This is a genomic window from Cryptosporangium minutisporangium (genome assembly GCF_039536245.1).
Lineage (GTDB): Bacteria > Actinomycetota > Actinomycetes > Mycobacteriales > Cryptosporangiaceae > Cryptosporangium > Cryptosporangium minutisporangium.
On record NZ_BAAAYN010000017.1, the window covers coordinates 108007 to 131688 of the forward strand.

At 71.9% G+C, this 23682-nt stretch carries 21 protein-coding genes; 12 read left to right on the plus strand and 9 right to left on the minus strand.

Annotated elements, in window-relative coordinates:
* Positions 1-165: 165 nt before the first annotated feature.
* A complete protein-coding gene (locus ABEB28_RS12295; RefSeq protein ID WP_345728173.1) occupies positions 166-498 on the plus strand; it encodes a type II toxin-antitoxin system VapB family antitoxin in 333 nt (110 codons plus the stop codon).
* Here ABEB28_RS12295 and ABEB28_RS12300 read toward each other — a convergent pair whose 3' ends face one another.
* The 3 genes from ABEB28_RS12300 to ABEB28_RS12310 all read right to left on the minus strand — a co-directional run bounded on the left by ABEB28_RS12300 (position 499) and on the right by ABEB28_RS12310 (position 5695).
* Positions 499-1824, minus strand: coding sequence for a TolB family protein (locus ABEB28_RS12300; RefSeq protein WP_345728174.1), 1326 nt, complete (start codon positions 1822-1824; stop codon positions 499-501).
* The gene (locus ABEB28_RS12305) at positions 1821-4745 is read right to left on the minus strand and encodes a sacsin N-terminal ATP-binding-like domain-containing protein (protein WP_345728175.1); all 2925 of its coding nucleotides are present in this window, start codon (positions 4743-4745) and stop codon (positions 1821-1823) included. The genes ABEB28_RS12300 and ABEB28_RS12305 overlap by 4 nt, the downstream gene beginning before the upstream one ends.
* A 95-nt stretch (positions 4746-4840) precedes the next feature.
* Positions 4841-5695: a DUF3027 domain-containing protein gene (locus tag ABEB28_RS12310; RefSeq protein ID WP_345728176.1), complete on the minus strand. Its 855-nt coding sequence runs from the start codon at positions 5693-5695 to the stop codon at positions 4841-4843.
* A 321-nt stretch (positions 5696-6016) separates the two neighbouring features.
* On the opposite strand from ABEB28_RS12310, the gene ABEB28_RS12315 reads away from it, so the two are divergent.
* The 5 genes from ABEB28_RS12315 to ABEB28_RS12335 all read left to right on the plus strand — a co-directional run bounded on the left by ABEB28_RS12315 (position 6017) and on the right by ABEB28_RS12335 (position 11893).
* Positions 6017-7444 carry an MFS transporter gene (locus ABEB28_RS12315; RefSeq protein WP_345728177.1) on the plus strand — a complete coding sequence of 476 codons (1428 nt, stop codon included), beginning with the start codon at positions 6017-6019 and terminating at the stop codon, positions 7442-7444.
* Between the two features lie 118 nt (positions 7445-7562).
* Positions 7563-8039 (plus strand): hypothetical protein, encoded by a 477-nt coding sequence (locus ABEB28_RS12320; RefSeq protein WP_345728178.1) that lies wholly within the window; start codon positions 7563-7565, stop codon positions 8037-8039.
* Between the two features lie 187 nt (positions 8040-8226).
* A complete protein-coding gene (gene mqnB / locus ABEB28_RS12325; RefSeq protein ID WP_345728179.1) occupies positions 8227-8862 on the plus strand; it encodes a futalosine hydrolase in 636 nt (211 codons plus the stop codon).
* Positions 8863-8938: 76 nt separating this feature from the next.
* Positions 8939-9781, plus strand: a complete 843-nt coding sequence (locus ABEB28_RS12330; RefSeq protein WP_345728625.1) for a 1,4-dihydroxy-6-naphtoate synthase — start codon at positions 8939-8941, stop codon at positions 9779-9781.
* 60 nt (positions 9782-9841) lie between these two features.
* Entirely contained in the window at positions 9842-11893 is a 2052-nt protein-coding gene (locus ABEB28_RS12335; protein ID WP_345728180.1) for a hypothetical protein, read from the plus strand.
* Between the two features lie 135 nt (positions 11894-12028).
* On the opposite strand, the gene ABEB28_RS12340 is transcribed toward ABEB28_RS12335, so the two are convergent.
* Entirely contained in the window at positions 12029-12415 is a 387-nt protein-coding gene (locus ABEB28_RS12340; protein ID WP_073253992.1) for a cold-shock protein, read from the minus strand.
* 200 nt (positions 12416-12615) lie between these two features.
* Here ABEB28_RS12340 and ABEB28_RS12345 point away from each other — a divergent pair, with 200 nt between their 5' ends.
* Positions 12616-12876, plus strand: a complete 261-nt coding sequence (locus ABEB28_RS12345; protein WP_345728181.1) for a hypothetical protein — start codon at positions 12616-12618, stop codon at positions 12874-12876.
* A gap of 437 nt (positions 12877-13313) precedes the next feature.
* On the opposite strand, the gene ABEB28_RS12350 is transcribed toward ABEB28_RS12345, so the two are convergent.
* On the minus strand, positions 13314-13946 hold the full coding sequence (locus tag ABEB28_RS12350) for an HAD family hydrolase (protein WP_345728182.1): 633 nt from the start codon (positions 13944-13946) through the stop codon (positions 13314-13316).
* Between the two features lie 725 nt (positions 13947-14671).
* Between ABEB28_RS12350 and ABEB28_RS12355 the strand changes: the two genes are divergently transcribed.
* On the plus strand, positions 14672-14947 hold the full coding sequence (locus ABEB28_RS12355) for a hypothetical protein (protein ID WP_345728183.1): 276 nt from the start codon (positions 14672-14674) through the stop codon (positions 14945-14947).
* 174 nt (positions 14948-15121) lie between these two features.
* On the opposite strand, the gene ABEB28_RS12360 is transcribed toward ABEB28_RS12355, so the two are convergent.
* Together ABEB28_RS12360 and yidD are read right to left on the minus strand one after the other, a co-directional pair.
* The gene (locus tag ABEB28_RS12360; protein WP_345728184.1) at positions 15122-15310 is read right to left on the minus strand and encodes a hypothetical protein; all 189 of its coding nucleotides are present in this window, start codon (positions 15308-15310) and stop codon (positions 15122-15124) included.
* 63 nt (positions 15311-15373) lie between these two features.
* The gene (yidD, locus tag ABEB28_RS12365) at positions 15374-15844 is read right to left on the minus strand and encodes a membrane protein insertion efficiency factor YidD (RefSeq protein ID WP_345728185.1); all 471 of its coding nucleotides are present in this window, start codon (positions 15842-15844) and stop codon (positions 15374-15376) included.
* 130 nt (positions 15845-15974) lie between these two features.
* On the opposite strand from yidD, the gene ABEB28_RS12370 reads away from it, so the two are divergent.
* Together ABEB28_RS12370 and ABEB28_RS12375 are read left to right on the plus strand one after the other, a co-directional pair.
* Positions 15975-18389: a helicase-associated domain-containing protein gene (locus tag ABEB28_RS12370; RefSeq protein ID WP_345728186.1), complete on the plus strand. Its 2415-nt coding sequence runs from the start codon at positions 15975-15977 to the stop codon at positions 18387-18389.
* Complete coding sequence (locus tag ABEB28_RS12375) at positions 18386-18838, plus strand: flavodoxin family protein (protein WP_345728187.1); 453 nt, start codon at positions 18386-18388, stop codon at positions 18836-18838. Before ABEB28_RS12370 ends, ABEB28_RS12375 begins: the two co-directional genes overlap by 4 nt.
* Before the next feature lie 5 nt (positions 18839-18843).
* On the opposite strand, the gene ABEB28_RS12380 is transcribed toward ABEB28_RS12375, so the two are convergent.
* On the minus strand, positions 18844-19527 hold the full coding sequence (locus tag ABEB28_RS12380) for a L,D-transpeptidase (RefSeq protein ID WP_345728188.1): 684 nt from the start codon (positions 19525-19527) through the stop codon (positions 18844-18846).
* A 435-nt stretch (positions 19528-19962) separates the two neighbouring features.
* Between ABEB28_RS12380 and ABEB28_RS12385 the strand changes: the two genes are divergently transcribed.
* Positions 19963-21624: a DNA repair helicase XPB gene (locus ABEB28_RS12385; protein ID WP_345728189.1), complete on the plus strand. Its 1662-nt coding sequence runs from the start codon at positions 19963-19965 to the stop codon at positions 21622-21624.
* 66 nt (positions 21625-21690) lie between these two features.
* Here the strand turns inward: ABEB28_RS12385 and ABEB28_RS12390 are convergent, their stop codons facing one another.
* Positions 21691-21831: a hypothetical protein gene (locus tag ABEB28_RS12390; protein ID WP_345728190.1), complete on the minus strand. Its 141-nt coding sequence runs from the start codon at positions 21829-21831 to the stop codon at positions 21691-21693.
* Positions 21832-21946: 115 nt separating this feature from the next.
* Between ABEB28_RS12390 and ABEB28_RS12395 the strand changes: the two genes are divergently transcribed.
* Positions 21947-23470 carry an aminotransferase-like domain-containing protein gene (locus tag ABEB28_RS12395; protein ID WP_345728191.1) on the plus strand — a complete coding sequence of 508 codons (1524 nt, stop codon included), beginning with the start codon at positions 21947-21949 and terminating at the stop codon, positions 23468-23470.
* Positions 23471-23682 lie beyond the last annotated feature (212 nt).

Here is a 23682-nt window from a genome sequence, read left to right on the forward strand (position 1 = left end):
CGACCCGAGGCCGCTTCATACCGTGCAAAAACGACTACAACGGGTTATCCATAACAAGAACTGACCGGACGGTTGAGGCTGCCTGCGCCCGGTCGGCACCCCGGGGCGTGCGCCGCTCGCTAGGCTGAACCGACGGTGGCTGGGGACGAAAGGAGCGTAAGGACCGTGATATTCAAGGCGGTCCGGGACGGGAAGCCGTACCCCGACCACGGTCTGTCGCTGCGGGAGTGGGCTCGGATCCCACCCCGTCAGGTCCGCCTCGACCAGCTGGTGACGACCAAGCGGGAGCTGGCCCTCGACCGGCTACTCGCCGAGGACTCGACGTTCTACGGCGATCTGTTCCCGCACGTGGTCGAGTTCGACGGTGCTCTGTACCTGGAGGACGGGCTCCACCGCGCGCTGCGCGCGGCACTGCAGCAACGCACGACGATGCACGTACGCGTGCTGGTGCACGAACCCGTGCGTGACGACGCGGGCGCCCCGTCCGTCTCTGCCTGATCACGCGCCCAGGCGGCGGACGCGCAGCACCAGCCAGATCGCCAGTACCAGGACGACCACCACGGCAGCGTTCACCCAGAACGGCGCCGGCCAGGGCATCGGCCGTGGCGACCGGCCGTCGAACCGGTCGGCGGCGACCAGATTCGCGGCGACGTCCACGTGCCGGGCGCCCGACGGGAGCGTGACCAGCGTCCGCCGATCGCCGGTCGGACCGAGACCGATCAGCTCCGCGTCGCCCACTGCCCGGTAGTCGGTCTCCTCGACCTCGTCGCCGTCGACGCGCAGGGTGCCTGCGCCGTCGCTGCTCAGGTCCTCGCCTGCTCGGTACCGGACGACGGCCAGCTCGCCGCTGTCGGACCGGCCGAGGACCCGCACCGCCGAGCCGGTCAGCCGGTCGAAGCCGCCGGTGAGCGGCGCGCCGCTGGTCGCGTTGATCTCGTCGACCTGCCAGGTCCGGTCGTCCAGCGCGTCGCGGGTGCAGAGCTTCGTACAGCCGGAGAGCGTGAGGACGGCGATCCGGCTGCCGTCGGCGCTCCAGGCCCCGATTCCGGCCAGCCGGCGGTCCGGCCCGAGGTTGGCCAGCGTCCGGGCGCTCCGGGAGGCCGTGTCGACGATCCGCAGAGCGTCACCGACCTGGACCACGACGCTCCGCCCGTCCGGGGAGAACGCGGCCAGATGTGCCCGGTGGACCGGGACGGCGCCGAGGTCCGCGAGGCGGCTCACCGTGCCGGTGGCCAGGTCGAGCAGGTTCAGGTCCCCACCGGTCCACGGCCCGTGCTCGGGCGCCGCCGCCACGTGGACCAGCAGCTTCTCGCCGTCCGACGACCACGCCACCGGACGGGCCGCCCCACTTCCCCGAATCGCCAACCGGGTCGACTTCCCGGTGGACAGCTCGGTGATCCAGATCGCCGGATCAGTGCTGACCGGATCCGGCGACGGAGAGCCCGAGGCCCGCGCCACGGGGTGCGGGAGCGCGTCGGCCACCGCGGTGCCGTCCGGGGAGAGCAGGACGTCCTCACCAGCCTGGACGTCGACCTTGTACCGCAACGTGCGGTACACCCCGGTCTCGGCGACCACCGCGACCTTGCCGCGGTAGGTCACCCCGCGCATCCCCCAGCCGTCGCCGCTGACCAGTACGGTCGCCGGTCCGGCCGGATCGTCGCGCACGTTCGCCTGCCAGCCGAACGGCTCGAACACCTCCGCCGGTGCGACCAACCGGCCTTGGTCGACGACCCGTTGCGCACTGCCGTAGCCGGCGAGGACCGCCAGCAGCAGTGCGACGCACACCGTGATCGCGAGCGCGGCCAGGGTGCGTAACAGCTTCACAACTCGGATACCAGCGGCGCATCGAGCAGCTCGGCGACGGAGACCGGATCGTCACCGCCGAGGATCGGTGCCCGGCCGTCCAGCGCGTCGAGACGCCACGGCTGGTCGAGGATCGCGACTTGGTCGGCGTCGGCCACCGCGTCCGGAGCGACCCGGATCCGGGCCGGTGCCGGAACCCGGGCCCCGGCCAGCGCCTCGGCGATCCGGGCGTAGATCAGCGGAACGATCCACGGCACCGCGGTGCGGTCGGCGTCCGCGAGCCGGTGCAGCAGGTCGGTGGGGTCGGTCGCGATCGCGTCGTGCAGACCGGTACGGCAGCCGAGCAGTGCCAAAAAGGCCGGGTCCGCAGGCTGCGCGGTGGTGGCGGCCACGTCGTAGAGGCCGTCCAGGTCGACCGCGTCCGGAGTGCGGAGTTCACTCGGCGGACGTCCGTCCAGGATGGGTTCTCGGGCGAGCCACCAGCGGCTGTACGCCGGTACCTCGATCCGGGTGCCGTCGGGGGTGACCGCGAACGCGGTGGCGTTGAGCACGTCTCGCGGCGCCCCGGACGCGAGCAGCTCCAGCGCGACCGGCCACTGCTCCGGATCGACGAGATCCAGATCGCGGATGGCACGGAACCGTTCGATCCGGGTGCCGGGGGGCGCGCCGACGGTGCCGGTCGGGTCGATCGTCTCGATCACCGCGTCCGCCCACTCGGCCAGGCCGTCGAGGTCGAGGTCCGCGTCCTCGCTCTCCAGGTCGGTGAGGTCGACGAGATCGAGGTCGTCGGCTTCGAGCACGGTGAACGTCGTCAGGCAACCCACCGCGGGCAGCACGTCCGGCCCGTGGGCGGCGAGGACGTCGTTCGCGAAGTCCTCGTCGACGACGCCGAACGGGGCGTCGTCGGTGCCCATGCCGGCGAGCACCCGGACCAGCGGCGAGCCGGGTACGACCAGCTCACCGGCCGGGTACCAGTCGTCGTCGGCGGGCAGCGCGAGCTCGGCCAGCCACGGCTGCTCACCGGGGCGGATCCCGGCGGCGACGACGAGCGCGAGGATCGCCTCGGCCAGCGACTCGGGCTCGTCGGCGTCGAGCGAGTCGGCGACCGCGGCGCGGACCCGGTCGTCGGCCAGGATCGTGTGCACGGTTGCCGGGCGCGCCCCGAGCCGCACCAGCAGGTCGCTGCCGGTGGCGTCCGGGTGGACGACGCGGAGCCCCAGCGGCGCGAGTGTGTCCGGGGCGACCGCGGCGAGGTCCGGGCCGGGCAGCAGGGCCCCGCGCACGCCGGTGATCGTGCGTCCGTCGGTGAGCGGCACCGGCAGCGCGGCCAGGGCGTCCGGATCCAGGCTCGCCGGCTCCAGCGCCGCGTAGAGGCGACCCCACCAGGCCGGGGACCGATCGAGGCCGGCCACCGCGTCGACGACGTCGGCGACGCCCAGCCGCCGGACGCCCAGCGCGTCGAGCGCACCGGCGGCAGCGCGGGAGGACCAGTCGGCGGGTAGCAGCCCCGGCACGACGCCGGCCAGCGCGTCCACCAACGCGTCCGCCGCGGCCGCCAGCTCGGACGTGAGGGCGACCGCGTCTTCCGGCGTCACCCGCTTCGGCTCCGCCGTGACGTCCGGCCTCCCGGCAGCGTTCGGCTCCGGCGCGGCCTCCGGGGGGACGCCGAGGCCCGTGGCGAGCAGGTCGAGCTCGTCGTCGCGCAGCGGATCATCGGCACTGGCCACCGGCTCGGGGCTCGGCACCGCGGGCAGGAAGGCGGTGCCCCGGAGCTTCGTGAGCGTCAGCGAGCAGATCGCCGCATCGAGCGGAGCCTTACCGAGGCCGGGGCGCGGCACCAGCGCCAGCGCCTCGACCACCGGCGGGGCCGCGGCCAGCAACGACACCACCGTGTCCGCGGCCCGTGCCGCGAGCCAGTCGGTCAACGGTCCTTGCGCCACCCGGCGACGGGACACCTCCAGCGGGAACGTGGCGGCGAGGTGCAGCGGCAGCGAAAGCGGCTCGTCGGTCGGTGACGGCGCGTGCAGCACCGTGTCACCGGGCAACGGCGACGGCACCCCGTCGGTCAGCGGCACGGCCGCGAGCGTGCGGTACCGCGCCAGCGCCGCGCGCTCCTCCAGCGGACGCTCCGCCAGCAGCTCCGCAGGCACTTCGCCCTCGGCACCGTGGACGAGCCAGGTCGTCACCGTGCCGTTCTCGGCGAGCGACACCGTCTGCTCGCCTGCCCCCGCCCGCTCGATCACCCGCTCGACGCCGTCGACCGCGATCTCCAGGCGGCTCAGGCCGGGGAACGCGAACAGCAGCGTCGGCTCGACGTCGGCCAGCAAGGTCCGGACCCACTCGGTCGCGTCCGGCCGTACCGGCAGATGCACCTCGGTGTCGAATCCGGCCGGCGGCGGTGCGTCGGCCGGCCACGCGAGCCGGAGCACCGGCACGCCGCCGTCCCGCCGTGCCAGCTCGGCAGCGGCCGCTCCGCCGAGCGTGGCCACCTCGGCCCTGGTCCGCTCCGCGGAGAACCGCACCCCACCGGCGTGCGAACGCACCTCGGGTTCGTCGCTCACCGCGAGGACGGCGGCGAACCCCACCCCGAACCTTCCGACGGTGGCGGGCTCCCGGGCGTCGCCCGATGTGGTTTTGGCGGAGGCGCGCAGCGACGTGAGCCCGTCGACGCCGGCCGCGTCCAACGGCGCACCGGTGTTGGCGACCGACAGGACGCCGTCGGCGTACGCGAAGCGCAGTACGCCGGACGCGCCGGCGCGAGCCGCGGCGTCGGACGCGTTCTGGGCCAGCTCCACGACCAGGCGGTCGGCGTAGCCGCCGAGCCCGCCGCGGACCAGCTCCTCCTCGGCGTTCGCGTCCTCCCGGAATCGGGTCGCGACGCTTGCCCAAGACGCGAGAACGGCGGCCCGCCGCTCCGCAAGACCGAACGGGTCGGTGGTCACCAGCGCTGCACTTCGGCGACCGGTGACGACGGACGCGTCAGGGATGACGCCCGCTCGCACGGGCGCAGGTCGATTCCGGTCGACGACACGGAGCGTTAGCCGTGACCGAGCGGCTCGGCATCGGTGGAGTCCTCCACCGAGCCGGGCGTGTGCGTGGTGCGGATGACCTCGATGTCGTCGTCGAGCGCCATCGGCGCGGGCGGCACCGGCGGAGTCGGCTCGACCAGCGCCTCGGAGTGCGCACCACAGCCGTGGTCGGCCGACACGATCCGGCCGTCGTCCGGCGCGAACAGGTTGCCGCATGCACCGAAGATCGAGCCGAGCGACCCGGCCAGCTGCAGGTAGAAGCCGCAGGTGCCGCAGCGCGCCGGAGCGGCCTTCGCGAGGTCGCTCTCCGGCCCGGAGCGGCTGGTGTACCAGCGCTCGGCGGTCTCATCCCGGCCCAGCCGGCTCATCACGCGCGGACGGCCGAAGCCGATCTCGTACTCCACCTCGGCGAGCTCGGGGTCGTCGGAGAGCACGTAACCGGGCACCAGCCGGTCGTCGTCGGGTGCGGTCGGCAGCAGGTCGCCGACCCCCAGGTCTCCGGGGCGCAGCCGCTCGCTCCACGGCACCCACTCCGGTGCCAGCAGCGCGTCCGAGCCCGGCAGCAGCGCGACCTCGCTGACCGTCACGTGCTTGGACCGTGGTGCGCGCGCCACGGTGACCGTCCAGTACCAGCCGGAGTAGCCGGGCTGGAGCGCGGCGAACCGGTGAGTGACCAGTCGTTCGCCGTCGGCGGTGACGTCTGCCGGCGCGCCCACCATCTCGCCGCCGACCTCACGGGCCGCTTCGAGGGCGAGGTCGGTGGCTTGCGCGCAGACGGCGTCGAGTTTGACAGCGCGAGGGGCCCGGCGCGCGGCAGCTTTGCCGGGCCGGGTTGCATCAGTGGCCTCTGGGTTCCCGGTCACCACAGACTCCAGTGGGGGTACGGCAGCGGGCAGCGGGCCATCCCCGGCCGAGTCGGATGCCGCGGGACGGTTCACCGTGCGGGTCGTCACATCATTCATTCTTCCTCACGCGCCCCCGGAGCCGGGAACCCCGGTGCTGTTTCGGCGTGTACCCCCTCTCACGCTGGGGTTCTTCCGCTGCCGCGAGCTCCGGCTCGCCGACGGCGTCAACCCGCCGACCCGACCTCGAACTGGGTAAGGCGACCCCAAGACCTCATCCGGACGGGTGAACCCTCCGCAGGGAGGTGACTGCCGGGGCTTCGCGTGGGTAACGATGGATGCGTGGTAAACGACGGCCCTCACGGCGCTGACAGCCCAGCGCGGAACTATTCCCGGGGACCGTTCGCGACCGCGGTTTCGGGGGCGGCGCGGTTCGGCGGACGTGGCTGGGCTCGGGTACGACACGCGCGCCGTGCGGACGGCGCCGACGAGACCGGTCTGCACCGGATGTTCGACCTGCACGGACTGTCATGTGCCGGTGACGCTTTGGTCGCCGTCGGGCTGGCCGGGACGATCTTCTTCTCGGTGCCGGTCGGCGAGGCGCGGGTCCGGGTCGCGCTCTACCTGCTGATCACGATGGCGCCGTTCGCGCTGCTCGCTCCCCTGGTGGGGCCGGTGCTCGACCGGTTCCGGCACGGACGCCGGTACGCGCTGGCCACGACGATGCTGGCTCGGGGCTTCCTGGCGTACGCGATCGCCGACCAGCTCGACACCTGGGTGCTGTACCCGGCGGCGTTCGGCGTGCTGGTGATGTCGAAGTCGTACGGTGTGGCGCGCTCGGCCGCCGTGCCACGCCTGCTGCCGTCCCGGATCACGCTCGTCGAGGCGAACGCCCGTGGATCGCTGGCCGGGACGATCTTCGGCGGCCTCGCCGGTGCGGTCGGGGCGGCGCTGGCGACGTTCGGCCCGGGGTGGGCGCTGCGGCTGGCGACCGTGGTGTTCTTCGTCGGCATGGTGCTCTCGCTGCGGCTGCCCGCCGGCGTCGACTCGGATCGGCCGGAGGTACCGCCGCGGGTGTTCGCGCTGCTGGCGCACCGTGAGGCGCTGCGGCTGTGGAACCTGCCGGTCTGGGCAGCGGTCACCGCGGGCGCGACGCTCCGTGCGGTGTTCGGATTCCTCGCGCTGTTCATGGCGTTCCGGGTGCGGGAGGACGACCTGCTGCTGGCGCCGCTGACGGCGCTGGGCACGATCGCCGTCGCGCTGGCCGCCGGAAGCTTCGTGGCGACGCTGATCGGCACCCGGCTGAAGCTCCACCGACCGCTGCTGCTGGACGCGATCGCGGTCAGCGGCGTCGCGCTCGGTGCTGCCGTGGCGGCGGTGTTCTACTCGCTGCCGGTGCTGGTGCTGCTCGCGTTCGGCACCGCGCTCGCCAGCAGCCTGGCGAAGCTCGCGGTGGACGCGGTGATCCAGGAGCGGTTGCCGGACGAGTCGCGGGCCAGCGCATTCGCCCACTCCGAGACGATGATCCAGCTGGCGTGGGTGAGCGGCGGAGCGGCGGGCTTGATACCGCTGTCCGGGCGGTGGGGGTTGGCGATGGTCGCGCTGATCGTGGCCCTGGTGGCGGTGCGGGTCGGCGCGTGGGCGTGGGCAGCGCAGCGGGCCGCCACTGCCCCGGCGACCGACCCCGCGAGCGAGTGGACCCTCCAGGCCTACAGCGCCCCCTCGCCCACCCTCGAGCGGCACTCGGCCGGTCCCGCCCGCGGCGTGTGACGGCTCCTCGCGACCACCGACACAGGCGGGAAGCGACGCGCCGGACCCCGCAGGCGGGACGGCCGACCCGCTGGCTATGGTCGAACCGCTGGTCGTTCGGTGGATTCAGGAGCTGAAGATGGGTGTCTCGAAGCGCAGCCTGGCCCTCGCGGTGGCGGCGGCCACCCTCGGCCTGGTCACGGCGTGCGACAAGCCGGCCCCTTACGCCACCGTGGTCAGCGGCGGTGACTCGGTGGGCGGCGAAGCCACCGCCTGGTGCTTCGAGGAGGGCACGTTCAACGCCTCGACGCCCGGCTCGGACTGCAAGGCCGGCCCGAGCAACGCCGGCGAGATCAGCGTGAAGCCCGGCAGCACCGTCCACGTCGACGTCCCGCCGAACGTGGGAGAAGACGGGTGGACGGCCGCGCTGGCCAGCTCGGACGGCAACCTCGCGCCGGTCTCGTTCGTCCGCAAGGGCACCTCGTACATCCGGTTCACGGTCCCGAACGACGCGACCGGAGAGACCACGTACGTGCTGGAGCTGCTCGCGCTGCACCCCGGCGAGAGCGCGGAGAAGGCCCGCGGTCTCTGGCGTTTCGTTCTCAACGTCGGGTGAACCGTCCTCGCTGCCGGGCGTCCCGCGCTGGCCGGTCGAGAAGAGCCCACTGATGCGGGTGCTGCTCGTCACCGCCGTCCCGGCCGAGTTGGACGCCCGGCAGCGAGGACGGTTCACCCGACGTTGAGAACGAAACGCCAGAGACCGCGGGCCTTCTCCGCGCTGGCCGGTCGCTCGGAGCCCACTGATGCGGGTGCTGCTCGTCACCGCCGTCCCGGCCGAGTTGGACGCGGCGCTCGGCGACGTCGCGCCCGGGCCGATCACCGGCCTGGCCGGTGGTGTGGGGCCGGTAGCGGCCGCGGTGAGCACCGCGATGGCGCTGGCGTCCGGTGAGTACGACCTGGTCGTCTCGGCCGGCCTGGCCGGTGGCTTCGCCGGTCGGGCCCCGATCGGCTCGGTGGTCGTGGCCGACACCGTCCGGTGGGCGGATCTCGGCGCGGACACCGAGGAGGGCTTCCTCGACCTCACCGGGCTCGGGCTGGCCGGTGGTGACGTGCTGTCCGCGACGGGTGGCCGGTGGGTGACCGACGCCCTGGGCGCGGCCGGCGTCCCCGCACTGACCGGCGAGGTCCTCACCCTCGCCACGATGACCGGTACCGACCGTCGCGGCGCCGAGCTGGCGACCGTCCACCCGACCGCGGTGGCCGAGGCGATGGAGGGCTACGGGGTGGCGTGGGCCGCCCGCGCCGCCGGCGTCCGCTGGGCCGAGCTACGCGCGGTGAGCAACCTGATCGGTCGGCGCGACCGGAGCGCCTGGGACATTCCGGCCGCGTTCGACGCCCTGCGCCGCGCGATCAGCGCTCTCGCCGCAGCATCGGACTGACCCGCGCGCCCGCTCGGACGTTCCGGGAACGCCGACTACGGTTGGGGGCCGGGAGGTATGGCCGGTGACTGAATCGATGCGGTTGGCGTTCTCGCCCTGTCCGAACGACACGTTCGTTTTCCACGCGCTGGTGCACGGGCTGGTGCCGGGAGCGCCCCCTGTCACCGTGGACTACGCCGACGTCGACGTGACCAACGGCGCCGCGGAGCATGGCGAGTACGACCTGGTCAAGGTCTCCTACGCGGCGCTTCCGTGGCTACTGGACAAGTACACGCTGCTGCCGTGCGGTGGTGCCTTAGGGCGCGGTTGCGGGCCACTCGTCCTGACTCGGGAGGCGGCCACCGGCCCGGAGACCGTGGCCGGCAAAATCGTCGCCGTCCCTGGTGACCGCACCACCGCGTACCTGCTGTTCCGCCTGTGGTCGGCCGACCACCCGCCGGCCGAGGTCGTCGTCCGGCCGTTCCACGAAATCATGCCGGCGGTCGCAGCCGGAGAGATCGACGCCGGACTGGTCATCCACGAGGCACGGTTCACCTACCAGCGGTACGGCCTGCACGCCGCCACCGATCTCGGCGACTGGTGGGAGACGACCACCGGCCTGCCGATCCCGCTGGGTGCGATCTTGGCCCGCACCGACCTCGCCGAGCGCACCGGAGTGACTCCGGCGGCCGCCGCCGAGTTCGTCCGCGCCTCGGTGACCGCAGCCTGGGCCGACCCCACCGCGAGCCGCCACTACGTCCTCTCCCACGCCCAGGAGATGGAAGACCACGTCGTCGACCAACACATCGGCCTGTACGTGAATGAGTTCACCCGCAATTTGGGTACCGAGGGATATGCGGCGGTGGAAGCGCTGCTGGGGCGAGCAGCCGAAGCGGGACTGGTTCCTCCGGTGGTCATTCCTCGGTTGACCGCCGTTTAGCAGCACGGTGTTACCTGCCTAGGCACCCTGACCACGCGACCGACCCCCCGCGGAGAAGCAGTGGAGACGATCCCCGCGCTCGACCGCACCACCGCCCTGGAGATGCCGGCTTCCCAGCCGCTTCACCGCCGCCCCGTCGGCCTGCTGCTCGGGCTCCTCGCCGTGCCCGTCGGATGGGTGCTGCCCTGGCTGACCCACGAGGTCGGTGCGGACGGCGTACTGCCGATCCTCCTGCTACTGAGCATCGCGTCCCTGCTCCGGGGAGGGCGGACGCTGCTGGACCGGCTGGCGCTCGCGCTACTGGTGATGCTCGGCGTGATCAGCGCGGCCGGTCTGCTGTTCTCGGTGTGGCCGTGGGGCCTCGACCCGGTCGCGGTGGCCCGCGCCGGGTTCCTGAGCCTGGTCGCTGCCGGCCTGCTCACCCGGCGCGCGCCTCGGCTACCGACCCGGGTCACCTGGGGCGACGCCCTGTTGGTGGTGGGCGGCGTCGCACCGGCGCTGTTCCTCTGGTCGGCGTTCTGGGGCAAGTCCAGCGCCGAGCGGGTGGCGATGATGATCGGCGCCGAGGATTTGGCCCGCCACTTCACGATCTTCGACACGATCAGGTCGGTCGGCGGGTACCTGCCGTTCCACCGAGACGACGTCACGCAGGAGGTCATTCCCGGGCTGGTCGAGTATCCCCAGTCGTCCCACCTGTTCAGCGCGCTCATGGACAACTTCGCCCGCTCGTCGACCGAGCTGGACGACGGGCTGGTCGCGTTCGACCACTACCTCGCCTGGAACCTGGTCGGGTACGGGATCCTGTCGTTCGCGATGGTCTGGGGTGTCCGCTGGGTGGCGGGGCGGGCCCTGCGCGGCTGGCGCCTGGTGGCCGCGGTCGCCGTGATCACCGGCTGCACCGGCGGCGGCTACCTGGTCTCGCTGTTCGACCGGGGTTTCCCCAGCGAAGCGTTCGGCCTCGCGCTGCTGGCGATGGTGCTCGCGATCGCGGCCCGACCCGTGCGCGGGTCGCGCGAGCAGGCGCTGCTGCTGGCGGCCGGACTCGTCGGCGTCAGCTTCGCGTACTACTTCTTCCTGCCGATCGCCGGTGCGGCCGCGCTGGTCTGGGCCTGGACGTTCCGGCGGTCCCCGCTGCGGGGACCGCGGTGGGGCACGCTGGCAATCGGCGTGGTCGCCGCGCCGCTGGTGTTGTACTGGCCGGTGCTCTCGCTCACCGCCGGGGTCTCGCCGACGCGGGCCTTGCTGCCGGACGTCGGCATCCCGGAGCTCGACCGGCGGATCGTGATCGCGATGTGCGTCCTGGTGCTGCTGGGAACGCTCACCACGGCCGGGCGCCGCAATCCGGTCTGGCGATCGGTGGCCGCCCAGGTGGTGCTCGCCCTGCTGATGGTGGCCGCCATCGGTGGGTATCAGCTCGCCCGGACCGGCGGCGTCTCGTACTACTTCGAGAAGGCCGTGCACGCCGTATTGATCAGCTGCTTCGTCGGACTGGGAGCGGTCGCGCTGCTGCTGCCGATCGACCCGTTCCGGTGGGGTGCGGGACACACCGGGGCAGCAGCGGCGCTGCGCAGGCTGGCGGCGTTCGCGCTTCCCGCCGGAGCGTCGGTGATCGCCGCCGCGCTCGCGTACGGCGTTCTGGTGCCGACCCGGATGGTGGAGACCCGGACGTCCGAACGTGGCGGCATGACCGAACCGGCTCCGGGGACGAGCCGCGGCCGGGCGTTCCACGCCGACGCGCTCTGGCGGCCACCGGACGGGAAGGCGGCGGTCAATACCTACCGGCGGTTCCCGAACGGCGACGACGGCCGGGTGACGATCGTCGTGACCGCCTACCGGCTCTACGTCCCGTCGCTGTTCCTCGCCGGCTTCCGGCGGCAGGGCGGCGAGGCCTTCATTCCGGTCAGCGGGCTGAACGGGACGAAGGAGATCGCCACGCTGGAGCACGTCGCCGAGGTGAGCCCCAAGCCGGTGCGGTTCGTAGTCGCGCGGAAAGACCTGATCACCGGGTTGCGAGAGGTGGCGAAGCGGCGTCCCGGCCTGAAGCTCGAGATCGTCGTGGTGCCCGACTCCGAGGCTCCGACCCCGCCGCCGCTCCCCCCACCCTGGCGCTGAGAGCGCGCAGTGCATCCACAACGGCGGTGGAGCCCGTCCAGGGCGGGGCTGACAGTCGAGCGCGAGGCCGCCTCGTATTAGTCATACTCAAGGCCTCGCGCTCGCCTGTCAGCGTCGTTCTGGGCGGGCCGCCCGCTAGACCTCTAGTTCGCGGGCTACGGCGTGAACCAGCTCGGCGATCTTGCGGGCCGCCTTGCGGTCGGGGTAGCGACCCCGCCGAAGATCGGGCTGCACGCGCGCCTCGAGCACCTTGATCATGTCCTCGACCATGCCGTGCAGTTCGTCCGCCGGACGGCGGGTCTGAGCTACCAGCGAGGGCAACGGGTCGATGACTCGTACGGACAACGCCTGGTCACCCTTGCGTCCGGCGGCCACGCCGAACTCGACCCGGGTGCCGGGCTTCAGCTCCGTGACACCCTGCGGTAACGCGCCTTTGTGGACGAACACGTCGCCGCCTTCGTCCCGGGCCAGGAATCCGAAGCCGCGCTCCGGGTCGAACCACTTCACCTTGCCGGTCGGCACGTCCTGACCCCGTTTTCGTATCGCCGCGATAAACGCCGGGCGCGCGGTACCCCGCCTGCCCCGCTTAAGGCTAGCGACCCGGACGCCCCGCAACCAACGGACTACTTCTTCCGAGAGTGGCGGGAATCACGTCTATGACCTGCCGTAAGTCTGGTCACCCGATCCCTGCGACGTTCCCGGGCTGCTCGTAGGCTGTCGACGTGGCGAGTACCGAGGAATCTCCGGTCCCCCGGCGGGCCGGGCGCTGGCTGTTGCGCATCGGCGCGGCGTGCTTCGTCGTCGGAGTGGTGTTCGTGGGGATCGTGTTCCTGCCGTTCTTCGCGGGCTCGTCCGCTCAGCCGGCGCTCGCCGCCGTCGGCACGATGCTCGGGCCGCTCGGCTTCGTCCTCGTGCTCCTGGGGATCGGTCGCCAGGCCGCCGAGAACAACAGGGCGGCTCGGGCAGCACTCCAGCGCGACTGACGCCGCCTCTCTCGCGCGAGAGGGTGGTTTTCCCGAAAATCAACCTCTCCCGAGCGCCGGAGAGGTTGCCTTCCCGAAAACCCACCTCGCCCCCGTGCGGGAGAGGTGGCCTTCCGAAAATGCGCCCGCGACCAGGGCGCGCGGCGCACTCACGCCCGCACGGACGGCGCGCGGCGCGCTCACGGCCCGCTCGTACGGCGCAGCCCGCACAGACGGCGCGCGGCGCGCTCACGGCCCGCTCGTACGGCGCAGCCCGCACAGACGGCGCGCGGCGCGCTCACGGCCCGCTCGTACGGCGCAGCCCGCACAGACGGCGCGCGGCGCGCTCACGGCCCGCTCGTACGGCGCAGCCCGCACAGACGGCGCGCGGCGCGCTCACGGCCCGCTCGTACGGCGCAGCCCGCACAGACGGCGCGCGCGCGTTTAGCGGCGGCCGCTCAGCCCGCTCGTTGGGCGCTGCGCGCGTACTCCGCCAGCCACGACGGGAACTCCCGCAGATCGTCCAGCACCACGTCCGCGCCGGCGGCGCGCAGAGCGTCCACCCCGAAAGGACCGGTCGCGACCGCGACCGACACCGTCCCCGCGGCCCTGGCGGCGGCGATGTCCGCGGTGTGGTCCCCGACGTAGACAACGGCGCCGCGCTCGGCGAGCGCCGGTCCCTTGGCCTCCGCGTAGACGTTGCCGACCAGGTCGTCGACGGGTAGCCCGAGGTGTTCGACGTGCAGCCGCGCGTTCGGTCCGTACTTGCTGGTGACGACGATCGTGCGGCCACCGAGCCGGTGCACCGCCGCCAGCGCCTCGGTCGCGCCGGGCAGCGGGAGCGAGGCCGCGATGGCGAGCGAGGGGTAGAGCTCGCGGTACCGGTCGGCCATCGCGGATACCCGATCCGCCGGGAACCAGTTCGCGAGCTCGACGTCGAGCGGGGGCCCGAGGCGGGACGTGACCAGGGCGCTGTCGATCGGAACGCCGGTCTCCGCCGCGAGCGCGTCGTAGACGGCCCCGATACCCGGGCGACTGTCGATCAACGTCATGTCGAGGTCGAACCCGACAACCGGCGAGGGAAGGGACATGCCTGCCACGGTATCCGCCGGAGTACCGGAGCTCGTATCGCAGGGTGGAGGCGCGGCAGGGAGGCGGTCAGCTGCGCCCGCCTGCCGCGCCTCCATCGCAACGCTGCACACCCCTCCGAGATCCGCCACATTGCGGATCCTGCAGCGCCGCCGTCCCGAGCAGCAACGACCCCATTCGTCAGCCACTACCCGAGGAGACAGAGTGTCGTCGGAGCAGGACGAAGCAGCGACCCTACTCGACAACCGGTTTATTTGCCCCAAAATGTAGCATAGCTCTCACACAAAGCCGCAAGCGGTCTACTCAAGCCCACGGGGCACACCACCCCCACGGGCGGCCGGGGTCAGCGCATCGAATACCCACAGGTATCGCGAGGATCCGACCGGTAATCACATCCGACGGCGATGTGCGCGAAGGTTTGCTTGCAACTCCCGGCTAGGGCCGATCCCACCGGAGTTGTGACGTGCCCGCTGACGCGCACAGGAGGATTGATGAGCAGCCATCCGGCCGACTACCTGGAATTCGCCACCATCTATTTCTGGGACGAGACGGGCTCCTTCAGCGCCGAGAGCGAGCGCACCGAGCCGCGGCGTCCACTCGAGGACCACCGTCCCTACCCGGGCCGCCGCCAGAGCGCCTCGCGAAACCACCGATGCGGCGGATCCACGGCCCGGCCGCCCAGACCCGGCAGCGCCGACCCCACCAGCGAGGGCCCGAGGAGGCACCAGTGATCGGACAGGACGCCGAACGTCTCAGCCGCCACTACGCCGTCTGGCGGCGGCTACGCGACGCACGCACGCTGGCGCGGGAGGCCGATGACCTGACGCTCCTGGCGTACGCGAGGGACGATCTCGCCGACCTGTCCCTGGCGCTCTCGGAGTTCCTCAGCCTGCACGAGCCGCGCGACGGCTCGCCGTGGTGCCCCGAGTGTTCCGGCACCTGGGCACGCGTCCCGTGGCCGTGCCCGATCTGGCAGAACGTAGAGAAGTCACTCGGCCGCTGATCAGTGTGATCAGTGATGCGCGCCGTGCTCGTCTGGCCGGATCAGTGTGCACACGTGCACCTGATCAGTGATGCGTTCCGTGCTCGTCTGGCCGGATCAGTGTGCACACGTGCACCTGATCAGTGATGCGTTCCGTGCTCGTCTGGCCGGATCAGTGTGCACACGTGCACCTGATCAGTGATGCGTTCCGTGCTCGTCTCCCGGGTGCACGTAGTCGATGCGATCGGTCGGCAGCGGCAGCGGGAGGTCACCGAACGGGCTGGACGGCCCCTGGTGCTCACCGAGGAACTCGCTGACCGCCAGGTGCCCAGGCTTCACTTCAGTGCTCTTGCTGTGCTTGGCCTGCCGGGCCTCGGACGCCATCGTTCCTCCTCGCTTGCGCTGACGAGCACACCATGACCCATCAGCTAACCGGGATCAAGTGTGTCACTGGAGTGGGTCGGGAGTACCCAGCGGGACCTCACTCGTACACCGGTTGATCCGCGCAGCGATCAGGCGCGACCCGTCCAGCAGGCCGTATCGCCGCACGGCCTGGGCGCCGTACTCGCTGCACGACGGCTCGTAGCGGCAGCGCGTCGGCAGGTGCCGGCTGAGCATGCGTTGATACCCGCGGATCAGCACCACCCCACCCGCCGCAGTAGCGGAACGCCGGCCCGACCGCGGACGCGGTGTGGGCGTCGACCGCAGGAACGGCACCAGCATCAGAAGCGTCCCCAGGCTGAGCAGACCGAGGTTGCAGTCGCAGCCGCTGCAACCGTCGCAGCCGTCACACGCATCCAGGCCGCAGGACCCCGCGTCGGTGGCTTTCGAGTGCCGCCGGTGACGCCGCTTGCGCCGACGCGTCTCGCGCCAGCGCCGCCACCCGGCTAGCAGCACCCACCCGGCTTCGTTCGCCACTCCAGATTCCCTTCCGCCAAAGCTCGCAGTACTGTCCGACCGGCCGCAGAGTGGCATAACCAGGGCATCAAGTGCCCGTCCCTGTCGTCATGCGGACCGACGACGCCCGAAACCGGTTAGCGTCTATTCAGTGAGCACGGCGAGCCTGGCAGACCACTACCGCGCGTTGACCGACGAACAGCTGGAACGGCTGTTCGCCGCGCGCCCGGATCTGGCCGTGCCGGTGCCGTCCGACTTCTCCGTATTGGCCCAACGTGCCCACTCCCGGATGTCGGTCGCCCGCGCCCTCGATCACCTCGACCGGTTCCACCTGGAAGTACTCGACGCACTCCGCCTGGTCGGCGGCGCCGAGCACCGGGCCGACCGGAAACGAGTGCTTGATCTACTCGCCAGCGCACCGGCGGGCACCGGCTCGGGCGGCAGCGCAGCTCACCCGGTGCCCGACTTCTCCGTCCGCCGGGTACTGGACCACCTGATCACGCTCGGGCTCGCGTGGCCGGACGGCGAGACCGTGCTCCGCCTGCCCACCGTGCTCGACGAGGTCACCTCGCGCTACCCGGCCGGCCTCGGCCGCCCGGTGACGACGCTGGTGGAGGACGAGCGAACCGAGGACCTCGCACCGGTCCTGGCCGCGCTGCACCTCCCTGCGGCATCGCAGCCGGAGGCCACGGTGCTCATCGGGGAGGCTTTCGGCGATTCGGTGCGGCTGGCCGCCCTGCTCGACGCCTGCCCGCCCGAGGCGCTCGTGGTGCTGGAGCGGCTGGCGAGCGGCGGCAACCCGGTCGGAGCGATCCGCGACGTTCGCCGCCCGACCGATCCGACGGACGCCGACAGTCCTGTGCGCTGGCTCCTCGTCCATGGCCTGCTGGTGCCGCTGGACGCGTCCACCGTCGAACTCCCCCGGGAAGTCGGGCTGGCCCTACGCGGCGATGCGCCGCTCGGTCCGCTGCACCCGACCGAGCCGGCACCCACAGCGGACGCCGCCGCCCCGGCGATCACCCCCGATCGCATCGACGGCGCGGGCTCCGGCCAAGCCCTCGAAGTACTCCGACAGACCACCACCTTGCTCGACGCGTGCGCCGCGGAGCCGCCGCCGGTGCTGAAAGCGGGCGGGCTCGGCGTCCGCGATCTGCGTCGGCTCGCTCGGACCGCCGGGGTGGACGAGGCGACCGCGGCGCTCCTGCTGGAGATCGCCCACGAAGCCGGACTGCTCGCCCGGACCCCGGACGCCGACCCGACCTGGCTCCCGACGGCCGCCTTTGACGTCTGGCAGGCGACGCCGGCCGAACGGCGCTGGGTCCAGCTGGCCGGCGCCTGGCTCGCGATGGCCCGGATGCCGGCGCTGGTCGGCACGCGGGACGACCGGGACCGGGCGATCGCCGCGCTGTCGGCGGAGGTGACCCGGTCCGCCGCGCCCACGCTGCGGGCTCAGACCCTCCAGGTGCTGGTCGAGTACCCCGGTCCGCTGACGCACGCCGACGTGGTGAGCGTGCTGGACTGGCGGGCTCCCCGGCGCGGCGGGCGACGTCGGGACGAGGTGATCAGCGAGCAACTCGCCGAGGCGACCACGCTCGGCGTCGTCGCGCAGACCACGCTCACCAGGTACGGACGAGCGCTGGTCACCGGGGAGGATCCCGTTCCGCTGCTCGCCGACCTGATCCCCGACCCGGTGGACCACGTCCTCGTCCAGGCCGACCTGACCGTCGTGGCGCCCGGGCCGCTGGAGCCGACGCTCGCCGCCGAGATGGCGCTGGTCGCCGACGTCGAGTCCGCCGGTGGCGCCACGGTCTACCGGGTGACCCCGGAGAGCGTCCGCCGGGCCTTGGACGCCGGGCGGTCGGGTAGCGAGCTCCAGGCGTTCTTCGGCGCCCGGTCCCGGACGCCGGTGCCGCAGTCCCTGACGTACCTCATCGACGACGTGGCCCGTCGGCACGGCGGGCTGCGTGTCGGTGCAGCCGGCTCCTACCTGCGCACCGACGACCCGGCGCTGCTCGCCACCGTGCTGGCCGACCGACGCTGCGCGGAGTTGGGCCTGCGGCGGATCGCCGACACGGTGCTGGTGAGCAGCGCGTCGGTCCAGCGGGTCATCGACCTGCTACGCGGCTCCGGGTACGTCCCGGCCGCGGAGGACGCCGGCGGTGGGCTGGTGCTCGGGTGGCCGGAGGCCAAGCGGGCGCCCGGACGGTCGAACCGCGCCGTGCCGCGCGGCGCGAGCGAAATCTCGCTCGATCGGGACTACCTGGCCGGCGCGGTGGTAGCGGTCCGACGCGGCGACGAGGCCGCCCGGACGGCCCGCCGGGCGCCGGTGCTCACCCAGCAGGGCGAGGCCGATCCCGGTGCGGCGCTCGGCGTCCTGCAGCAGGCGGCGCGCGACCGCGCGCGGGTCTGGCTGAGTTATGTGGACGCGCACGGCGGCGTCACTGCTCGAGTGGTCCGGCCGGTCTCGGTCGGTGCCGGTTACCTCCGCGCCGAAGACGACCGGACGGAGACCGAGCACACTTTCGCTCTGCACCGCGTGGTCTCAGCGATCAGGACGCCGGAATGAGCACGTTGCTGGTGGTTCACCACACGATCTCGCCGGCGACGCAGGAGCTGTTGGAGGCGGTGCTCGCCGGCGCCCGCACGGACGAGATCGAGGGCGTGGACGTCGTAGCCCGCCCGGCGCTGGCCGCCACCGTGCCGGATGCCCTGGCCGCGGACGGCGTCCTGCTCGGGACACCCGCGAACATCGGCTACATGTCCGGTGCGCTGAAGCACTTCTTCGACCAGATCTACTACCCGTGCCTGGACGCCAAAGCCGGGACGCCGTACGGCGTCTGGGTGCACGGCAACAACGACGTCAGCGGCGCACTGCGCGGCGTCGAAACGATCACCACCGGCTTGGGCTGGCAACAGGTCGCCGCGCCGGTGACGGTGACCGGGGCGCCGGACAAGGCAGCCCGCGAAGCCTGCTGGGAACTCGGCGCAACGGTGGCCGCGAGCCTGATGGACTGAGTGACTCAGGTCCCGGCCTTGTGGCCGAAGACGTGCACCTCGGAGCCGATCTCGGTCAGGCCGTAGACCGTCTTCGCGTCGCCGGAGAGCAGGTTCACACCGCGCGAGTCGCTGTCGGGCTCGGTGTAGAACGAGGTATCGGTGGCGTGCAGCCCGAAGTCCTCGAAGAACCGCTGCCAGTACGGCAGCTCCGCGCCGGAGAGCGTGGGTTCCTTCTCGGTGATCTCGAACTGACCGGTCGGCGTGGCCAGCTTCGCCCCACTGGTGCGGATCACGACCGGAGCGAACACCACCGAACCGTCGCGCATCACCCAGAGCGTCTGGTGGCTGAGGTCGACGCAGACCGTCGTCGCGTCGGCGTCCGCCTCGCAGGAGGCCGGGGTGGAGTTGTAGAGCCGGTCCGCGATCTCTGCCGTGGCGTCGTCGGCGAACCCGGTAGCGGTTGGCAGCGCGACCGCGGTCTGGAACTTCTTGATCGCCGCGCAGTCGACGGCGTCCTGCTTCGCGTCCATCGAGACCTGGCCGAAGCGGGCGGTCTGAGTCGCGAGGTACCGCTCCACCCGGGCCTGGCCCGGACCGGTGCGGCCGCAATTGCCGCCGGAGCGGGACGCGCGCCCGTCACCGGTGCGGGCCGGCGCGGCGACGTCGATCTGGGACGAGGCGGTGGCTCCCGGGCCGGGACCCACCATGGAGACCGCACCGTAGGAGACACTCCCGGCGACCGCCGCGGCCGCTACTCCGGCGCAGGCGATCCTGGCGGCCCGGCTGGCCGCGCTCTGCCGCCGCCGACGGCCCCGGGGACGGGTGTGCTTGCCGCGCGGCGCTTCCTCAGCGATATAGATGAGTTCTGTGGTCTCCGCTGAGGATGAATGTCGTCCAGGCACGGACCGAAGGTTACGCGGGCGTCACAGCAAATGCCGACTCTCCGCCGCATTCCGTCCTGACACACACGTATCTGTGCTGGTCATCTCATGCGTGTGACAGTGCGCACGACGCATCGGGTGGACGTGAGGTAACCCTCCGCGGTTGAACGAGTGATTCATCCGAGCGGCCGGGTACCTGCGGCCCGCCCGGACAGGAGGGACACTTGTACTTCGCCGTGAAGTTCTTCGAGAGGTGTTCCCGTGCCGAACGGTCCGCTGATCGTCCAGTCGGACAAGACCCTGCTGCTGGAGACCGACCACCCCGACGCGTCGGCCTGCCGGATGGCGATCGCACCGTTCGCTGAGCTGGAGCGGGCGCCGGAGCACGTCCATACCTACCGTCTGACCCCGCTCGGGTTGTGGAACGCCCGCGCGGCCGGCCACGACGCCGAGTCGGTGGTGGACGCGTTGGTCCGCTACTCCCGTTATGCCGTGCCGCACGCCCTGCTGGTCGACGTGGCCGACACGATGGACCGCTACGGCCGCCTCCAGCTGCTGAACTCGCCGGTGCACGGCCTGGTGCTGCACGCGCTCGACCGGGCGGTCCTGGTGGAGATCACCCGGAACAAGAAGGTCTCCCCGATGCTCGGGGCGAAGGTCGACGACGACACGGTTGCCGTCCACCCGTCCGAGCGGGGTCGCCTCAAGCAGGTGCTGCTGAAGGTCGGCTGGCCGGCGGAGGACCTCGCCGGATACGTCGACGGCGAGGCGCACCCGATCGAGCTGGCCCAGAACGGCTGGACGCTGCGCTCCTACCAGCAGGAGGCGGTGGAGAACTTCTGGGCCGGCGGCTCGGGAGTCGTCGTGCTGCCCTGCGGCGCGGGCAAGACGCTGGTGGGTGCCGCGGCGATGGCCGAGGCCAAGGCAACGACGCTGATCCTGGTGACGAACACCGTCGCGGGCCGGCAGTGGAAGCGCGAACTGGTCGCCCGGACGTCGCTGACCGAGGACGAGATCGGCGAGTACTCCGGCGAGCGCAAGGAGATCCGACCGGTCACCATCGCGACGTACCAGGTGATGACGTCCCGCAAGGGCGGCGAGTACCGGCACCTGGAGCTGTTCGGCGCCCGCGACTGGGGCCTGATCGTCTACGACGAGGTGCACCTGCTGCCTGCGCCGATCTTCCGGCTCACCGCCGACCTGCAGTCCCGCCGCCGGCTCGGGCTGACCGCGACGCTGGTGCGCGAGGACGGCCGCGAGGGCGACGTGTTCTCGCTGATCGGCCCGAAGCGGTACGACGCACCGTGGAAGGACATCGAGGCGCAGGGCTGGATCGCTCCGGCGGAGTGCGTCGAGGTCCGCGTCACGATGACCGATGCCGAGCGGATGACGTACGCGGTCGCCGAGCCCGAGGAGCGGTATCGGATCTGCGCGACCGCGCGGACGAAGATCCCGGTCATCCAGAAGCTGGTCGAGAAGCACAAGGGTGAGCAGGTGCTGGTGATCGGCGCCTACCTCGACCAGTTGGACGAGATCTCCGCGGAGCTGGAAGCACCGGTCATCGAGGGCAAGACGACAAACAAGGAGCGGGAGCGGCTGTTCGAGGCGTTCCGCCAGGGCGAGATCAACACGCTGGTGGTTTCGAAGGTCGCGAATTTCTCGATCGACTTGCCGGAGGCCGCGGTCGCCATCCAGATCTCCGGGACGTTCGGCTCCCGGCAGGAGGAGGCACAGCGGCTGGGGCGGGTGCTGCGCCCGAAGGCCGACGGACGGCAGGCGCACTTCTACACGGTGGTCAGCCGGGACAGCCTGGACGCCGACTACGCCGCTCACCGGCAGCGGTTCCTCGCCGAGCAGGGTTACGCGTACACGATCGTGGACGCCGACGACGTGCTCGGCCCACCGCTGCCCGACGTCGGCTGAACCTGACGAAAACTCGAGGGCGTTGAGTGGACCGGTCCACTCAACGCCCTCGTTCGCGTCACGTCGTCAGCTCAAGCGTGGATGTTCCGTCCTCCGCCGGTGCGCTTCGTCGTAGGGACGCCAGTCCATGCCGTCCCGGCTGTCGGCACCGAACCGCGCCCCCAGGAGCGCGATCGCCACGATCAGGAGCAGGATTCCGAGCATCATCGGTTCCACCTTCCGCTACCAGTCCAGTCGATCTAGAATTGGTCCGTTCCAAGCTCTGATGGACCGGTCCAACACCGGGAATCATGGGACCACTTCGATCGAATGGACAGTGCCAATGACCGCCGAGGTGGACCGTTATTCGGGGAACGAGGACCGGGCCAGTGACGAGGCGCGGCTGCTCGTCGCCCTGAGCGACTGGTCGGTCGGCGACGGCCCGCTCTACCAGCAGCTGGCTGCCGCGATCCGTCGCGGCATCGCGGAGGGCGCGCTCCCCGCGGGCAGTGCGCTGCCCGCCGAGCGGCGGCTCGCGGCCGTACTGGCGGTCAGTCGGGCCACCGTGGTCGCGGCCTACGACCAGCTCCGCGGCGAAGGAGTGGTGGAGAGCCGGCGCGGCAGCGGCACTCGCATCGCCCGCACCGCACGCGCCAGCCGGCTGCCGGGAGGAGACGGTCGGGTTCCCGGCGGCCACTCGGCGCAGCTTTTCCAGCGGCTGATCGACGGGCCCGGCACCGTGCTGTCGCTCGCGTCCGCCGCCGGCAGCGCGGACGCCGCGGTGCCGGCCGCGCTGGAGGAGGTCGTCCGGCACGATCTGGCCGAAGCGATGCTCGATCCGGGGTACCAACCGCACGGCATCGCGTCGCTGCGGGAGGCGATCGCCGGCTACCTGACCCGGATCGGCCTGCCCAGCGGTCCCGGCGAAATCCTGGTGACGACCGGCGCGCACCAGGCCGTCGACCTGGTCGCTCAGCTGTACCTGCGGCCCGGTTCCCGGGTCGCGGTGGAGGCGCCCGGCTGGCCGGCGTGTTACGACGTGTTCCGGGCCGCGGGCGCGACGCTGGTGCCGGTGCCGATCGACCAGGACGGCGTCCGCCCGGAGGCGCTCGCCGCCGTGCTGACCGAGACGCCGGTGGATTTGGTCTATTTGATGCCGACGTTCCACAACCCGACCGGCGCGCTGCTCTCCGCGGCCCGGCGGCGGCGGATCGTGGAGCTGGCGGCCGAGCACGACGTCGTAGTGGTCGCGGACGACACGCTCTCCGGTGTGAGCCTCGGGCACGACGTGCCGCCGCCGCTCGCCGCCTTCGCCGCCGCGGCAGGCGACCGGCCGGTCAGCCTGATCCAGCTGGGCTCGCTGTCCAAGTCCGTCTGGGGCGGCCTGCGGGTGGGCTGGGCCCGGGCCTCGACCGACGTCATCAGCCGGCTCGCCCGGCGGAAGGCGCTGGCCGACCTCGGCTCACCGATCATCGACCAACTGGTCGCCGCACGGATCGTGCCCGGCTTGGAGACGCTGGTCGAGCGGCGGGTGCCGGAACGTCGAGCCCAGCTGGCGACGACCGAGGCGCTGCTCACCGAACACCTGCCCAGCTGGCGCTGGCGGACGCCCACCGGCGGGCCGTGCCTCTGGGTGGAGCTGCCCGGCGTCGACGCGGCGGTCTTCGCCCAGGTCGCGCTGCGCCACGGCGTCGAGGCCATCCCGGGGCGCTCGATGGACCTCTCCGGCGGCCACGACGCGTTCCTGCGACTGCCCTACTGCTTCAGCGACGACTTCCTCGCCGAGGTCGTCCGTCGGTTCGCCACCGCCTGGGCGGAACTGGACCGGCACGGCCCCTGGGAACCGAGGCTCCGACCCGTCGTCTGATTCGCTCGGAAAATGTTCGACATTGTCATCGCGGCGCGCAAATCCCCGTTAACATCCTGCCCGCGATGACTGAGTAACCGGCACCACCGCTCGATGGTGCCGAGGCCCTGGCCTGGCATTCTGCAAACTGCCGCGCCCGCGTGTTACCCCGTGGTAACTTACCTCACTCAAGATTCGTGACGGGCATCACCCTTAGCGCCGACTTCAATTCC

Excerpts from the sequence above, each read along its gene's own strand:
- ABEB28_RS12320 (WP_345728178.1), top strand. The coding sequence starts at position 7,563 with ATGGGTGTCTCGAAGCGCAGCCTGGCCCTCGCGGTGGCGGCGGCCACC.
- mqnB (WP_345728179.1), top strand. The coding sequence starts at position 8,227 with ATGCGGGTGCTGCTCGTCACCGCCGTCCCGGCCGAGTTGGACGCGGCG.
- ABEB28_RS12330 (WP_345728625.1), top strand. The coding sequence starts at position 8,939 with ATGCGGTTGGCGTTCTCGCCCTGTCCGAACGACACGTTCGTTTTCCAC.
- ABEB28_RS12350 (WP_345728182.1), bottom strand. The coding sequence starts at position 13,946 with ATGTCCCTTCCCTCGCCGGTTGTCGGGTTCGACCTCGACATGACGTTG.
- ABEB28_RS12360 (WP_345728184.1), bottom strand. The coding sequence starts at position 15,310 with ATGGCGTCCGAGGCCCGGCAGGCCAAGCACAGCAAGAGCACTGAAGTG.
- ABEB28_RS12375 (WP_345728187.1), top strand. The coding sequence starts at position 18,386 with ATGAGCACGTTGCTGGTGGTTCACCACACGATCTCGCCGGCGACGCAG.
- ABEB28_RS12380 (WP_345728188.1), bottom strand. The coding sequence starts at position 19,527 with ATGGTGGGTCCCGGCCCGGGAGCCACCGCCTCGTCCCAGATCGACGTC.
- ABEB28_RS12390 (WP_345728190.1), bottom strand. The coding sequence starts at position 21,831 with ATGATGCTCGGAATCCTGCTCCTGATCGTGGCGATCGCGCTCCTGGGG.
- ABEB28_RS12395 (WP_345728191.1), top strand. The coding sequence starts at position 21,947 with ATGACCGCCGAGGTGGACCGTTATTCGGGGAACGAGGACCGGGCCAGT.